The sequence below is a fragment of the Okeania sp. SIO1H4 genome (assembly GCF_010672695.1).
Taxonomy (GTDB): domain Bacteria; phylum Cyanobacteriota; class Cyanobacteriia; order Cyanobacteriales; family Microcoleaceae; genus Okeania; species Okeania hirsuta.
Map to the genome: position 1 here is coordinate 61,550 of NZ_JAAHGB010000015.1, position 15,772 is coordinate 77,321.

The 15,772-nt window shown below is 37.2% G+C and carries 9 protein-coding genes; 4 read left to right on the plus strand and 5 right to left on the minus strand.

The genetic code is table 11. The annotated features are described in order from the left end of the window. Window positions 1-178 precede the first annotated feature (178 nt). From F6K06_RS13700 to F6K06_RS13710, 3 genes are all read right to left on the minus strand, one after another. Window positions 179-5,887, minus strand: coding sequence for a type I polyketide synthase (locus F6K06_RS13700; protein WP_124147872.1), 5,709 nt, complete (start codon window positions 5,885-5,887; stop codon window positions 179-181). Window positions 5,888-6,821: 934 nt separating this feature from the next. Beyond that, on the minus strand, window positions 6,822-7,430 hold the full coding sequence (locus F6K06_RS13705; RefSeq protein WP_124144788.1) for an RNA-guided endonuclease TnpB family protein: 609 nt from the start codon (window positions 7,428-7,430) through the stop codon (window positions 6,822-6,824). 381 nt (window positions 7,431-7,811) lie between these two features. Next, a complete protein-coding gene (locus F6K06_RS13710) occupies window positions 7,812-8,549 on the minus strand; it encodes a 4'-phosphopantetheinyl transferase superfamily protein (RefSeq protein ID WP_124144789.1) in 738 nt (245 codons plus the stop codon). A gap of 192 nt (window positions 8,550-8,741) precedes the next feature. On the opposite strand from F6K06_RS13710, the gene F6K06_RS13715 reads away from it, so the two are divergent. From F6K06_RS13715 to F6K06_RS13725, 3 genes are all read left to right on the plus strand, one after another. Next, a complete protein-coding gene (locus F6K06_RS13715) occupies window positions 8,742-9,263 on the plus strand; it encodes a hypothetical protein (RefSeq protein WP_124155949.1) in 522 nt (173 codons plus the stop codon). Next, a complete protein-coding gene (locus F6K06_RS13720; protein ID WP_124155948.1) occupies window positions 9,264-10,157 on the plus strand; it encodes a transposase in 894 nt (297 codons plus the stop codon). It abuts the gene before it with no gap. Between the two features lie 456 nt (window positions 10,158-10,613). Then, window positions 10,614-11,312: a lipoate--protein ligase family protein gene (locus F6K06_RS13725; protein WP_240038937.1), complete on the plus strand. Its 699-nt coding sequence runs from the start codon at window positions 10,614-10,616 to the stop codon at window positions 11,310-11,312. A gap of 278 nt (window positions 11,313-11,590) precedes the next feature. Here the strand turns inward: F6K06_RS13725 and F6K06_RS13730 are convergent, their stop codons facing one another. Next, window positions 11,591-12,508, minus strand: a complete 918-nt coding sequence (locus F6K06_RS13730) for a hypothetical protein (protein WP_287241607.1) — start codon at window positions 12,506-12,508, stop codon at window positions 11,591-11,593. Window positions 12,509-12,797: 289 nt separating this feature from the next. Next, window positions 12,798-15,170 carry a CHAT domain-containing protein gene (locus F6K06_RS13735; RefSeq protein ID WP_124144793.1) on the minus strand — a complete coding sequence of 791 codons (2,373 nt, stop codon included), beginning with the start codon at window positions 15,168-15,170 and terminating at the stop codon, window positions 12,798-12,800. 60 nt (window positions 15,171-15,230) lie between these two features. Between F6K06_RS13735 and F6K06_RS13740 the strand changes: the two genes are divergently transcribed. Next, window positions 15,231-15,401, plus strand: a complete 171-nt coding sequence (locus F6K06_RS13740) for a hypothetical protein (protein ID WP_161564502.1) — start codon at window positions 15,231-15,233, stop codon at window positions 15,399-15,401. Window positions 15,402-15,772: the final 371 nt, after the last annotated feature.

Consider the following 15,772-nt stretch of genomic DNA (forward strand, 5'->3'; position numbering starts at 1 on the left):
GAACAGGGAACCCTCCCCTCGCCCCTCCCCCTCCCTGGAGGGGAATAATTGATAATTTCTGGATAAGAATTGATTTTATTTTTGATTTTTGGAGATATCTAATGATGGATCAATCCTCTCTCCGCGTCCCCGCGTCCCCGTATCTACCTCAACCCGTCAATTCAAAATTGACAGACCACTAGTCCTCCTTCAGCAAAGCTTGGATTTCTTCTAATTCTGAGGCAATGGCACTATCAACTTCTCCTTCAAATTCTGTTTCTATCTGTTTGGGAGGAGTTACTTCTTGACTATCTTGAACATCAATTTCTTCTTCCTCCCCTTCTGGGAAAATTTCTTCGATCAAGTATTCAGCTAAGTCTTTGATATTAGACTTTTCAAACAAGGTAGCTGTGCTGATGGAAGAATTAAAAGTAGAACTCAACAGATTTCTTAGCTCAACTGCCATCAAGGAATCCATTCCCATTTTAAAGAATCCTAACTCCGGATCTGGAAGTTTAGATTTCGATAATCCGATAATTTTAGCTACATCATTTTGCAACTGCTCAATGAGTATTTCGTTCCGTTCACTTTCTGGAGCTTGATGAAGTTGTTCTAACAATTCCGATTTACGTCCGGAAGTCTGTTCTCCATCTGTTGCTTCTGAGTCTCGTGAAATTTCTTGCAGAAACGATCGTTTACCTCCTAGTTCATAGAGGTCTTTAAATAAATCCCAATTTATATCTGCTACTACTGTTTGAGGGTTATTGCTGGTTAATACTTTCTCCAAGGCAGCTATTGCTTTTTCTGGATCTAGTGGTTTTACGCCCATTTGGTTTAACCAATTCATGGCCTCTCCTTCTGCCATTCCGCCTCCTGACCAAGGCCCCCAATTTATGCTATAGGTTGGTAATCCCAGAGATTGTCGATAATAAGTTAATCCATCTAGAAAATTGTTGGCTGCTGCATAGTGAGCTTGAGCTTTTGAACCCCATACTGATGCAATGGAGGAGAAATTCACAAAAAAGTCTAGCTCAAGGTTCTGGGTTAATTGATGTAGCAACCATCCTCCTATTACTTTTGGACGGAGTATGGCTTCAAGTTGAGAAAGTTCCATCTCCTGAAGCAGGTTCAATCCTACCAGTCCTGCTGCATGAATTACTCCTTTGAGAGGTGGTATTCCTTCTTCTACTTGCTTGAACACTCTCTCCATATCTTCTTGAACAGATACATCTGCTTGAGTTACAACTACTTCTGCTCCTTGTTTCTCTAAACTATTAATCTTCAATTGTGCTTGCTCTGATGGTTGAGAGCGACCAGTTAATACTAGATGTTTACATCCCTTCTCTACTAACCATTGAGCTATGCTCAATCCTAATGATCCTGTTCCCCCAGTAATTAAATAACTTCCTGACTCACTGAAAGATATTTGCTGAGACTCTGCTAAGAGTTTTCTTTCTAAACGAGCTACATAGATTTCTCCATTACGGATGGCCAGTTGATCTTCTTCTTGCTCTTCTTCTAGTAGCTGTAGTAGTGTTTCTGCTTCATTTTCATTTGTGGACGATGCCTGGTCTAAGTCTAGTAGTCCTCCCCATAGTTCAGGATGTTCTAGAGATATGACTTTTCCTATTCCCCATAGTGGGGTTTGAGCTATTGCTACTTCTTCTACAGGCAACACGGACTGGGAACCTTTGGTAATTAACCACAGTTGAGATGAGGGTGAGTTCCAGTGTTTTTCCATAGCTTGGACTAGATGCAATACGCTACCACAACCATTCTTTTGTGCTGACTCTAAAGCTGACTGAGTTAGTTGTTGAGAAGTTGTAGTTTCTAAACTCCAGAGGTGAATTATTTTCAGACTTTCCCCAACTGTCACCTTGGCATCTTGGCAAAAACTGGCAAAATCTGCTGGACTAGATGGGTTTAACTCCCAACTTCCTGTGTCTTTTTGCTTATAGGTTTCTCCTATAAATACCATCGAACAGCGATCGCCTCTTTCCTCTAGGATATTTTTCAGTCTTTCACCTACACCATCTTTATCGCTGAATATTATCCAATTTTTCGACAGTTGTTTTCTCTGTTCTTGTCGAGGACTTATTTTTTTCCATTCCACTCCATAGAAAAGTTGTTGTAATGAAACATCGGAGTAATGTAGTGGATTTTGGAGAATTTCTTGGTTCCACTTATAAATTTCATCTACTGACAATGACTCTTGTTTTTGAGCTGTCATTACTACATAACTGACTAGTCCCTTACGCAACATTTTGTATAAATTGTCATAAGATTGCAACCCTACTCTCGCATTTTCGTTTAAATTACTTTTCTTACATACATAGTCGAGATTCTCTGGAAAATTAGGATCGTCTAAACCATTAGCAATCTCCTTGCTAATATCTACATAACGTAGAATTTTGATCTGACTTTCTGATAGTAAATATAGCCATTCTTTTTGAGTTATCAGATAAGACGAGTGAGCATCATAATCAATATCAAATGAAGCGTTAGAGATAAAGTCTGACATGACGAAATTACCCCTATCTTTTAAGTGATTTTTGATGTTTAAAAATAGTTCCTTTTTCTTTTTGATATGACAAATCACTTCAAATCCATATATCAAATCGTAATTATCTGGAAACTCATCCTGAGAACTATCTCCATTAACAATTTTTGCCCTATCTTGTAGGTTTAATTCACTAATTTTTTTGTTTCCTAATTCTACTTGCCTATCTGATATTGTATAGCCACAAAGGTTTAAATGATTATACTTTTCACCTAAAGTCATTAAGTCGGTTCCATGACCACAACCAATATCCAGAACTTTCTGACAAGAATCAAAATCTACTTTCTGCCAACCTATATTTCTAATTTCTTTCTGGGCAGTTGATGCTAATTTATGATATTTCTGTTCGCTTTTCAACTTAGCAAATAAAACCCAGGAAAATCCTTTGATAATTCCTGGCAAAGGAATATAGTTCAAAATTGCTTCTTCATCCATAAAAGAAGCTAACTCATCATAATAATCACCAACTATATCCCGTTGATTTTGGAGATTTTTTTGATGCCTAGTCGTTAAAATATTTAACAACTTAGGTAATAATTTTTGTTCCTCTTCTGTTAATTCTTCAGATAAATTTAGTTCTTGAATTAACTCTTCTGCATCACCTCGATTAATTAGTTCAAAAATTAAATTTGAACTTTGATTAGTAGTATTTTGCTGTTGATTTTTCGGAGCATCTACCCAATATCTTTCTCGCTGAAATGGATAAGTTGGCAATTCTACTTTCTGATGAGAATAATCTCCCTCAAAACCTAACCAATCTACCTTAGCACCCTGTACATATAACTGTCCTAAACTTGAGAGTATCTGTTGCCAATCATTTCCCCCGGGACGTAGGGATGGTAACCACATACCACTACTCTCTTCTGGTACACATCGACTTCCCATTCCCAGTAATATTGGCTTCGGTCCAATTTCCAGGAATAATTGATATCCTTGCTCATTTAGGGTTTTCATACTCTGAGCAAATCTTACTGGTTCTCGGACATGACCCACCCAATATTCAGGAGTAGCAATTTCTGCACCTATTTTTTCTCCCGTTACATTAGAAATGAGTGATATTCGAGGTTGACTATAAGTTACTTCCTGAGCTACTGCTGCAAACTCCGCCAACATTGGCTCCATTAATGGGGAATGAAAAGCATGGGATACCTGTAATTTTTTGGATTTTACTCTTTGAGATTTTAATTTACTACAAATGGCTGTTATCGCTTCCCTTTCACCAGAAATTACGATACTTTCTGGTCCATTAATTGCTGCTATTGCCACTTTAGAACTATACTCGCCTATAGCTTCTATTACTTGAGATTCTGATGCTAACAAAGATACCATTTCACCACCGGAGGGTAACTGCTGCATCAACTTGCCCCGCATGGCGATTAATTTCAGACCATCTTCTAAACTGAATACTCCTGCTACTGTTGCGGCTACATATTCTCCCACACTGTGGCCTAGCGCCACATTAGGTTTAATCCCCCAAGATTCCCATAACTTAGCTAGGGCGTATTCTATTGAAAATAAAGCAGGTTGGGTATAAGCTGTTTGGTCTAATAAAGAAGAACTTGACTTAGAATAAAGAACTTCTAATAGAGGTACTTCTAGATATTCTTTTAGAATTTCATCGCATTGGTCTAGAATTTTCCGAAATGTTGCTTGAGTCTCATATAGTTGTCGTCCCATATCTACATATTGAGAACCCTGCCCAGTAAACAGAAAAGCAATCTCCTTCTCCTGACTTGCTACCTTTCCTCTGAACACTCCATTTGTGTCATTACCTTGAAGAAAATCTGCTAATTTTTCCTGTAAATCGCTCTTTGACTCGGCTACTATCGCCACCCTTTCTTCAAAATGTGTTCTCCCTGTATTAGCAGTGAAGCATATATTTTGTAGCGATAATTCAGTTTTTGATTCTAAATAACCTTGATATTTTTTTGCTAATTCCTGCAGTGCTATTTCTGTCTGTGCTGAGAGAGTTAAAATCTTTTGGGGAGGCTCCAGATTATCATTTTTTTCAACTTTAACCTCTTCTGGTTCTTCAAAAACGATATGAGCATTGACGCCACCAATACCAAAAGAACTTAAACCTGCACGTCTAGGAATCTCTTCACCCGATTCATTCTTTAATCGTTTCCATTCTTGATTTTCCTCTATGAGATAGAAAGGAGTATCTTTAATATTTATCCGTGGATTTAATCCTTTGAAATTGACAATTTTTGGCAGTTTTTTGTACTTCATTGCTAATAATACTTTGATTAATCCAGCAATTCCTGCCGCTCCTTCCAAATGCCCTATATTACTTTTTACTGCTCCTATACCACAGTAGGGTTTCTCTGTTTTTTCTACTCCATACTGACTATAAAGTTGTTTGTAGGCTCTCTTCAAGGCATTAATTTCTATGGGGTCTCCCAATGGTGTGCCTGTACCATGGGATTCTATATAAGATACTGTATTCGGGGAAACATTGGCGTTAGTATAGGCCGATCGAATTACTTGAGCTTGAGAGTAGACATTGGGAGATGTGATCGTCCTCGCCTTACCTCCGTGGTTAATAGCACTCCCTTGAATCACACCATAAATCCGATCGCCATCTTTTCTGGCTTTGGCTAGAGGTTTTAATAAAACTACTCCTGCTCCTTCTCCCCTCACATAACCATCAGCATCACTACTAAATGTTCTACATTGTCCAGTAGGCGATAACATCCCCAATTGACTCATCTGGATGTATGTTGTTGAGGTGAATAATACACTAATCCCACCTACTAATGCCATCTCACATTCTGATTCTTTCAGGGATTTGAGTGCGTAATGAACAGCCACTAGGGAACTCGAGCAAGCTGTATCTATAGGAATACTTGGACCGTGGAAGTTAAAAAATGAAGATATACGGTTGGGAATCATACAAGTCCAAGTTCCTGTCCCACTATGACCCTCTACATTATCTTGATTTTGGTTCATCAACAGAATAGAGTCATAGTTACACGCCCCTATAAAAACACCTATGTCTTTTCCTGAAAGTTCAGATGGTGAGTAACCTGCATCTTCTATACAAGACCAGCTCAATTCCAACATAATTCTATGTTGTGGGTCTATTTTTTCTGCTTCTCTGGGAGATATTTCGAAGAACTGGGCATCAAACTGGTCTATACCTTCTGTTAATCCTGCCCATTTACTAATTGTTTTATGGGGTCTTTCAGGATGAGGAGAGTAATATTTTTCTACATCCCATCTTTCGGCAGGAATTTCACTGATACTATTTATGCCTTGTTCCAGATTTTGCCAATACTCGTTGTAGTCCTTGGAACCGGGAAGTCTACAAGCGATACCTATAATAGCGATTTGAGAACTGTGCATGTTTTACTTACTTTGATTAATTTTGATTATTTCGTTCGGATAACAATTTTATTTCTACAGATGTATTATTCTGTAAGAATTTCTCGGGGATAATTTTATTTTATTTTGTTTTTGTTTCAGAAATACTTGGTTAGCGATAGTTCCACAATGAAGTGACAGGTGAGGATGTACTTGCATCCATTATCTTTTAAAGATTGAACCTCCATACAGCCATTCTATATATTGCTAAGATTTATCTGATTGTTTCACTGGTATTGAATAGTAGTTGTCCACTCCGATGCTCATGTCCAACATACTTAATCCACACATTCCTATTAGTATTCCTATTTCTACACTAGTTATCGGATGCCACGATAATAGTAAAGATATTGCTATTAGTTTGCCTATGGCTATTATGCCTATGGCTATTAGGACATTAAATGTATAGTGTTTGTTCTGTAGACTTTTTATATAGTCTTTTGATCTGGTTTTTGACTTTTGATCTTTAGCTACCTGAACAGATTTTTTTGTTACGTATATTTGGGTTGACATCAAACTCTTTCCTTTGTCGTTTTTTGATCCAAAATCACCTGTTTGGTACTTACACCTCTAGGCCACTATTTTATGTTTATGAGTCTAGGAATTTTATGTACGGTTGTTAACAACAATCAGATTCTATCATTAATGTTTTAAAATTCAAACCTTTGATCGTAAATTTATGGTTTGTTGGACAAAAGACAAAAATACTATCATAAGTAACCGAGCATGGCACAAAAAATCTCTACCATTAGAGATCGGTAAAGCCTAATCCTAGTCTAAGTCTAAGGAAGTTGATCAAGATGTTAACAGAATACCCGCAGCATATCGTATCTTGGTGTCCTATGGCAATGCTAATCAATATTGATCATTTTCTTTGTGGGTTTAATACCCCACCGTCAACGGGGGTGTTCACGCATTACTTGGGGGAGCGAATCCCCATGTAATTTTCCTCCTGTCTCCTGTCTCCTGTCTCCTGTCTCCTGTCTCCTTCTTCAAGTAATGTATCTTTCCTGATATCAGCTACCTTTGTATGTAGCCTCGCTATTTTTAGCTGTGCTTTTTTCCAGTTATTGGAAAACTTGGTTTTATGTCTGTTAAGGTATTGAAGTCGTGAGAGTTTAGCTTCTAACCTCCTTTTTGATTTAGCCCCTTCAAAAACTTCACCAGTGGATAAAGTAGCTAGAGATTTTATACCTAAATCAACACCAACTACATCTACTGATTTCTCAGTAATTTGAGTTTCTTTCTCTCTAGAATTGAAACTGATGAACCAACGGTCGGCTTTTCGGCTAATAGTTACAGACTTAGGAGTAATATTATCTGGCAATATTTCGTAAGTTTTCACCCATCCAATTCTTGGTAATTTAATCTGATTAAAACCGACTGTAATTGAACCATCTAAAGTAAAGCTATCATCTTTACCTTTTTTCTTGAATTTAGGTTGACCAGACACTTTTTTAAAGCAACGCTTCCAAGATAACGATAAATACCTTAAAGCATATAAAATTAATATTAAGCAGTTTATAGTTAGAGAAAGCTATGTTTAATTTTCTCGGTGGAAAATATATCATCAGGAAAATTTTTTAGGAGAAGTGAGTTGCAACTTAGCTGAAAGTTTTGGCTACTCACTGAATTCCTAATATCATGTCCGCTTAATTGACCATAATCAAAATTTTGGTAGGGATGCACTACCAAAATTTTGCTATATCTTTTATCTTTTCGCCCTGCCTTGTGTTAATCTACAAGTATAGTTTTGAGCACGGGATTTTTTGATAATTTTACCTTGATAACATGAAGTCGTATAAGCGATAGCTATCAGTAAAATTAAAGCGCGTCAAACATTGTACATTGGCTTGACTTCCTTCTAGATTATATCCACCTGCGAGTGCAGTCTTTAAACATAGCTTCAATACCCAATTCTATGTGTCTGCCAAAAACTCAAGTTTTGATTTGTCCCTGCCACTACTACAGCAGCAATGTAATTAGATTCAGGAATAAACTGATGTAAATACCAACGGGAAGCTTCTTGAAAATCTCCATTAATACTAATAAACTGTATTGGTTGTTCTGGTTTTAAACAAACTTCGACTTTTTCCAATCCTCCTGCTAACCCATCTCCAGTAGCTTTTAAATAGGCTTCTTTACAAGTCCATATTTTGAAGAAAATTTCTTGTTGCTGTTGAGGAGGAAGCTGACTAATAAGGTTGTATTCTTGGGAAGTAAAGAAACGTTTTGCCAAGGCTTCAGCATCATTCATTGGGCGAATATATTCTAAGTCAATACCAATTAAATTAACTGTGGTAATAGCATATAAAGCTAAATCTTGAGAGTGAGATAAATTAAATAATATAGAGGTATCTGGTAAGTAGGGTTTGCCTCGTTCACTATAAGTAAATTGTAATTTTTTAGGTTCAATATTTAAGTAACAGCTAAGGATTTTTCTGAGTGTTCCTCTGGCAATAATAAAACGATTTTTATCTCGTTCAAAATAAAATTTTTTGGCTCTATCTATTTCGTCTGAGGATAAGATTTTTGATAATTCTTCAATTTCAGATGGAGGTGATTTTAGATTTTTACTCCAAATATGAACATGATTTGGTGATAATTCTAATTTTTGACCTAGAGGTAGATGTGAAAAAAACATTGATTACAGATTGATCAGATATTTTACTGGAAATATGGAAGGTTTCTAAAGGATTTTTATGGGTTGCAAAAATAATTTGATATGATAACTGGACAGTACAAAGTTCTCAGTAGAAAAAACATTCCCCACTAAAAGTCGGGGAATGGTGCATACTGGTTAATGATTCTTAAATTTGACCAGCTAATCTCTATTATGCACATAATACGTCGGATAGAGCAAATATTGATCGACTTACGTCCAGTGTTTAGTCGCGATGCCACTTATGAATGGTTTGTGATCCTGATTTGGGGAATTCTTTTATGTAGCCAACATCGTGCAGTTACCAGCGATCTCAACGCTGTAGGACTAACACAAAATTACTACACTCAAGCTTTACACTGGTTTCATTCAAAGGGGATTAGTGTCCAAAAATTATCCACCATGTGGCACAAATGGTTAATCACTCACCCAAAAGTCCATCTTCTCAGAGGTCAACCAGTTTATGTAGGTGATGGTATTAAAGTCGGTAAGGAAGGAAAAAAAATGCCTGGTGTGAAAAAACTGCATAATGAATCAGAAAATGTAACGAAGCCAGAGTGGATACGAGGCCATTACTTTGGGGTCATTACCATACTCTTAAAAGCAGGCTCTTGTTTGAAAGCAGTTCCTGTGACTTTGGGATTGCCAGATGGTATCAAGACGACTGAGGATGATCAAACTACAATAGTAGATTGAATGTCTACTTTGTGCGTAGAACTTATCCATGCTGGTAGCTATATCATCCTTGATGCTTACTTTGCTTCTAAAAATTTGATTGAAGAGTTTAGGAAGCACAAGCTACAGTTAATTACCAGAGTCCGAATCAATGCAGTCGGCAAACATGCTTTACCAACACCACCGCTCAAACGCAGTCGTGGTAGACCTCGCGTCTGGGGTGAATCAGTCAAGTTACGGAAATTGTTTGATGAGAAAGATTCCTTCACTACAGAAACTCTACTACTTTACGGTCAGATGGTGTCTCTCAGATGGCGTTGTATAGATTTACATTGGGATTGTCCCCTTCAAAGAGTGCGCTTTGTATTGGCTGTGTGGCCGGAGGGCAAACAAATAATTCTGCTTTCAACTGATGTCACTCTATCTGCAACCGAAATTTTAACCGCTTACAGTTGGCGTTTTCAGATTGAAGTCACTTTCCGTAACTTGATTCAACTCTTGTCTGGTTTTAGCTATCAGTTTTGGATGAAAGATATCACCCCGACTCAGGGGTGGCCGAAAGACTTAATTCTCAGTCGATATCCGAAGAAACATCAGCAACAGGTTAAAAGAAAAGTTGAAGCAATGGAGCGGTTTGTACTGATCAACACTATTGCACTAGCTGTTTTACAACTGCTGAGTTTAGAGATGCCCATGATCATATGGAAAGACTTCCCCGGTTGGTTTCGTACTCTACCATCCAATGGTTATCCGAGTGAACAGATAGTTCTACTGACACTCGCCGAACATAGGAAGAAGATTTTAGCCAAAAGTAGGTCGGGTCTACTGAGTGACAAAATTCTTAAATGCTCGATCGCCATTCACCAGACAGTCGAATCTGGAGCATTTTGTCACATGAAACCAACTGTTTTATGAAGAAAAAAACTTTTTACTGTCCAGATGATAAGTATAGTAAAAAAAATGTACTTATATCATGTGCGGTTGAATACTGATAAATAACGACGGAGGAGGACCGAGTCAGAAGTCGGGAGGAAAAAAGAGGGAAGAGGAGAAGAAAGTTTTTTATCATGCTATTAAACGAACATGATATTATATGTATTCAAAGAAATGAGGCCACAAAAATTACTTCAGAGAATTATTAATAACTGTCTTGTAATACCTAAAGTTAAAGCTAGAAAACTCGGAAATGGAAATAAAACAGGTCAGCAGACTGATCCGCTGAAATATAGCAGTCGCCTTTATTGTATTTGACATATCAAAAGCTTAAAACTCAGACAACGCCAGATTTTTCCTTATTCCTTATTCCTTCTTCCTTCTTCCATGATGTTTTGGCGACTTATTCCCTTACTAACGACAACCGGCAAGTTACAAATGGCAATAGATGAATGGTTGCTACACCAACATCTGCAAGGAAATATTCCACCAACTCTCCGCTTTTACACCTGGCAACCTGTGGCCATTTCTCTGGGTTATCATCAACGACGTTATCCTGAATATTGGCAAAATCTGACTTGGCAAGGCAAACCGATAGATATTGTCCATCGTCCTACTGGTGGCAGGGCGGTTTTGCATCAGGGAGATTTAACTTATAGTGTTATAACTTCTGGTTTTCCTGGCAGTCGTATTGAGTCTTATCAGGCTATTTGTGAATTTTTAATAGTGGGGTGGCGATCGCTCGGTGTGGACTTAGTTTATGGCAGTGCGGGAAGAGGTTATATCCACAACCCTAACTGTTTTGGCACTTCTACTGGTGCAGATTTAATATTACCTAATGGTGGAAAATTAATCGGTAGTGCCCAATTGAGAAAGGGTAGGGCAATATTACAACATGGTTCTATGATTTTAACGCCTGATGTTGAATTTTTTAGTTATGTTTTTAACTCTCAACCTTCTCCTGGAGTTTTTGATATTTTTACATCTGTTTTATCTGCCGTCGATAGGAGAGAAGTTATGATTAATCGGATTATTGAAGCATTAGTTAGAGCAGCTATGAAATGTTTTAAAATTCAGCTAATTACAGAACCTTTATCTGAGAGAGAATGGATAGAAATTAAGAGTTTTTCTGTTTAGGTGAAGCTAGTTATTAATATGTAGAGGGAAGGCAGAAGGCAGAAGGGAATTTGATTTTTGGAGAGGTCTAATGATTGTGATATCAAATCCGCTTAATCTCGGTATAAAAAAATGTCCTATCTTCAGCCATTGCCAAATCTTTCTTTATCTCCTGACCTCCCCATCTCACCCTCTATTTTTAAATAGATACCAAATGGGTTCTATAATTCCCATTCGTCCCGACTCCTGAGGACTGACTCCTGACTCCTACCCTTTCCAAAAGACTTTTTCAGCAAAACCTAATTAGTTCGTTTCTGCAATATATTCCAATCTGTTCTCATGAGAAAATCCCAATCTCGTAGTGCTTCTCGTGACCATAACCAGTTTTGTCTAAGTTGGGGAATATGATATTCTATTGCAGCTTCTTTCATTACTTTTGTCCGATATTGTAAAGCTCTCAACCAGCGTTCTCTTTGCTCATTTCCTTGATAAGTTTGAGCAGATTTCATCATTACTAATCCAATACCTGCATAGGCATTAATAGCATCTTTTTGTTCAACTTCTGGAGTTGGTAAAGCCTCAATTGAAATGTTACGCAGTATTTGTGTTTCTGGTGCAATTTCTCCTGATAATTTTAATACTTTTAACCAAGAATCATAAGCTTTTTTCAGGTCTCCTTTGGTATAGTAAGCAAAACCTATAGCATTCTGATATGGAATAGAATCAGGGAGTTGAGCGACGGCTTTTTCCCAGTAATATATAGCTTCATCTACAGTATAATTTCTATTTCCATATTGGGCTAATTCCCAAATTAATCGACCTTGTAAAAAAAGTATGTATGAGTCAACATTTTGCTCATTATTACCTGCTTTTAACACAATCTTAAGTGCTGCTTTTGCCTCTCTAAAAGCACCTCTATTTAATAAAGACTCTACAGCTTTTTTTCCAGCTTGAATATCATTTTTATTAAATTGTTCAATAGCTAGTTGTTTGTCTGCTTCTACAGTATTGGCACTATAATTAATTGGTTGCTCTTTATCATATCTTTCCAGGTTAATTGGATCGGGAGTTATAGATATAGTTTTTGAAGAAAGTATTGGTCGATTTTGAAATAACCAAACACCACTTAGAGTGAATAAAACAGCAATTAGATGTGAAACTATTCTACCGGGAACTGAGTTAAAAAAAATGATAGTTTTTTCAGAATTTTGTGTCATTTTGATGTCTTTGATAATTATCAACCTTCGGTGGTAGAAGTTAGAAGGGAGTAAAAAATAAAAATTATCTGACTCTTTTGCCTGCTTAATACTCTACTTTTTTTGAGAATGCCTAAAGAAGTTTTCAAGTAGAGAAGCAAGGAGTGGATAGAAATTTGAATTCTCCCTTTCTCCTACCTCCTCCTTTATTATTTTTCCAGCTGCTCACTCTTGTATTCCGACTCTTTTTTAAATTAGTCATTAGCCAATTTAAAAATAAACCGTTAGTATATCTAATTTTAATCTACTACTAAGCAATATCTTCAAACTGCTTATTCTGTTGAACTGGCTGTTTGTGATATCGAAGTCTCAATAATAAACCCCAATCTTGACGAGCCATGGGAGACCACAACCAACTTTTTTGCAATTGTTGGATATGAAACTCTTTGCCAGCTTCTCTCATAACTTTACTAACATATTTTAAAGCTCGATCAGGAGTTTTTTGTAAATTTTGAGCTGATTTTAGCATGATTAATCCCAGACCAGCATAAGCATTCATAGCTTCTCTTTTCTTGACAGATAAATATCTTCGGTCATTATTATAAACAGGACGAACTTTTTCCATTTCTGGAGTAATTTCTCCTGACAAATGCAATACTTTTAACCAAGCTCCATAAGCTTTTTCCATATCTCCTTTAGTGTAATAAGCAAAGCCTAAAGCATTTTGATATTGAATTTTTTCTGGACTTTTGTCAGCAGCCTTTTCCCAATAACTTATAGCTTCATCTATCAGGTTATTTTGATTTCCATCTTGGAAGATTTCCCAAACTAATCGACCTTTAAGAAAATTAATTTCTGGATGGTCGTTGAGTTGAGTAGGCACAGCAGCGATCGCTTCTCCTGCTTTTGCTAATTCTCCTCTTTCTAGTAATATTTCTACAACCATTTTGCCAGCCAGAATATCATTTTGCTTAAACTGTCTAATTGCCAGTATCTGTGCTTCTTGGATGCTACTATTTTTTTCATTAACATTAACAAGTCGAACCCTATTATAGTCATAATTAATCCCTGGGTCTGGGGCTTTAGGAAGCAATTGAGAATTCACTTGTGACAGTCTATTGAAAGTAATTGTATTAGTACCAAAAGTTAACATTACTAATGATGCTGCAGATACTAATATTTTTTTCCAGGAAAAATTATGAGACTTTTTATGAATATTTTGTGTAGTTAATACTGACTGAACTTGTGTTACTATTTCTTCTTGTTTTTCATAGCTTTGATTACTGAGTTGTTCTCTTATTTCTCTTTCTTGCAATAACTCTTGGAGAGTCTTTACTTGAGCTTGATTATTGGTATTCTGCCAATTAAGATTATCTGTTTGAGGTTCACTAGGAAATTCCTCCATATTCTCTAAATCGATATTTGGTTTTACACCAGTTGAATCTTCTGGCGACTCTGGTGATGCAATTTTTTCTTCAACAAATTCCTCAAAAGGTTCAACAATTTTATTGGTCAAGTTGCTGGTTTTTTGAATCAGACAACCATCAAACTCTGAATGTAGGTAGACAACAGGTAATGCCCAATAAAGTTCATGTGAACCGTAAGCAGAAATCAATCCTTGTCGTGCCCGACTCAAACTTAAGTCTATTGGATAACCTTGATTGAGATTTCGATAAAAAAGTCGTGTCAAACTTAGGGAAACCTCATCTGGAATGCGTTCTGCCATTGCTAGCACTCCCGGAATACCACGTTTAACTAGCGCTTCTGCTAAGTTGAGAGTTACTTCATCATCAGTGGGGTTAACTAAGTGGTTGTAAGCGCCTCGACATGAATTGAAAACCGCCATCTGAATACCATTATTAACTAACAACCCTGCTAAGTCTCGACCACTGAGACTTTCTGTTAACCCTGTTATATTGCTGACTAGAGATATTTCACCACCAGAAATACCCCAGTTGCTATGACCTGCATAGTGGAAAACCTGATATTTACCTTGCTCTAAACGTTGAGTAAGTTGTTCTCGTCCAGGTTGCCTGAGAATATCCAGGTGGATTTGAATTTCTCCACTATTTCTTTGTAGTTCTTGTTGCAACGCCTCATATTCTTTTTCTAGTTGCAGACTATCTTTATCGCTAGGAGCAGCGATCGCCATTAAGATTTTTAATGGTTCTTCTGGAGTTCGTGTCCGGGTTTGTTTAGGTAAGCAAGTATTAGGTTGATAGCGAGAGAACATTACATCAGTACCAGTAGCAAGGGGGCGATCGCCTGCATGGAGTACCTCCCAAGGCAAACTGGATATACGTCTGTCTTTAGTCCCCAGACGTAACTGTAATACCTCTCCTCGATTATGAGCTATTCCTTGAGCGCAACTCCAGCTATCTCTCAGGGTGTCTTTGAATAGCTCTTGATACATTTCTTGGCCTAATGCTACTAAATTTGGACTTACCACTTCCCCAGACCTGGCCACAACCTGACTAGGGATAACTACCTGAGTGTTGGACTTTCCTTCTAGGAGATCGAGTAATGGATCGCGAAATAGGTGACGTGCTTGGGCTAACCATTGTTCTATAGGCCATTCGACAATTTCTTCAGCCACTAACCCACCAATAGGTACTTTTTCTGTCCGAACAAAGTATTCGTCTTCTCCCAGGGGAGTAATTGAAATATGAAATTCCTGTGTCACTTATTTTTTATCCTTCTGCTGAATTTACTCCGCCAAAACTCCCGATCTTTGCTTTTGATTATGAATAAATGGGAAAGAAATGACGACTGTGGATTTGGTGTTCTACCATTTTGGATTTTAGATTTGGGAAACTTTCTCTGTGCAGGAGTGTTGGGTTTCCCTGATGTAGCAACCTTAAGGTGTTGGTATAAAAAAGCTCAAAGTAGTGCTGGTTATGATTATCAGAACTAGCAATTTGCACGTCTAGTTGAAGTGTTATCTATTAGTAACTAAGCAGTCTAAGTTACTAATAGATAACACTCATTTTTTTTGCCTCTTCATCTATGTTAGTCTCAGATTTCTGAGGCCTGCTCTTTAAATCTCCTCTTCAACCACCTATTAACTAATTCAGGAGTACTTTCCGGATAATTTGATCATCAGCACTAAAATATAGATTTAAGTATTGATTCGGTTGAATGGCCAATTTAGAAAATCTGCAATGGCAGTAATTGGGCAACAATGTACCAACGATGAATATGGGTAAGCTGACCGGATTACACATTCATCTACTGTGTATCTAGACAATATTATCAGTAAAAAGTTTCTTTTTGACCTGCTTTATC

What these genes read in the sequence shown, in the direction of transcription:
- F6K06_RS13700 (WP_124147872.1), bottom strand. Translation starts at nt 5,887, where the DNA reads ATGCACAGTTCTCAAATCGCTATTATAGGTATCGCTTGTAGACTTCCC.
- F6K06_RS13710 (WP_124144789.1), bottom strand. Translation starts at nt 8,549, where the DNA reads ATGTTTTTTTCACATCTACCTCTAGGTCAAAAATTAGAATTATCACCA.
- F6K06_RS13715 (WP_124155949.1), top strand. Translation starts at nt 8,742, where the DNA reads ATGCACATAATACGTCGGATAGAGCAAATATTGATCGACTTACGTCCA.
- F6K06_RS13720 (WP_124155948.1), top strand. Translation starts at nt 9,264, where the DNA reads ATGTCTACTTTGTGCGTAGAACTTATCCATGCTGGTAGCTATATCATC.
- F6K06_RS13725 (WP_240038937.1), top strand. Translation starts at nt 10,614, where the DNA reads ATGGCAATAGATGAATGGTTGCTACACCAACATCTGCAAGGAAATATT.
- F6K06_RS13730 (WP_287241607.1), bottom strand. Translation starts at nt 12,508, where the DNA reads ATGACACAAAATTCTGAAAAAACTATCATTTTTTTTAACTCAGTTCCC.
- F6K06_RS13740 (WP_161564502.1), top strand. Translation starts at nt 15,231, where the DNA reads ATGAATAAATGGGAAAGAAATGACGACTGTGGATTTGGTGTTCTACCA.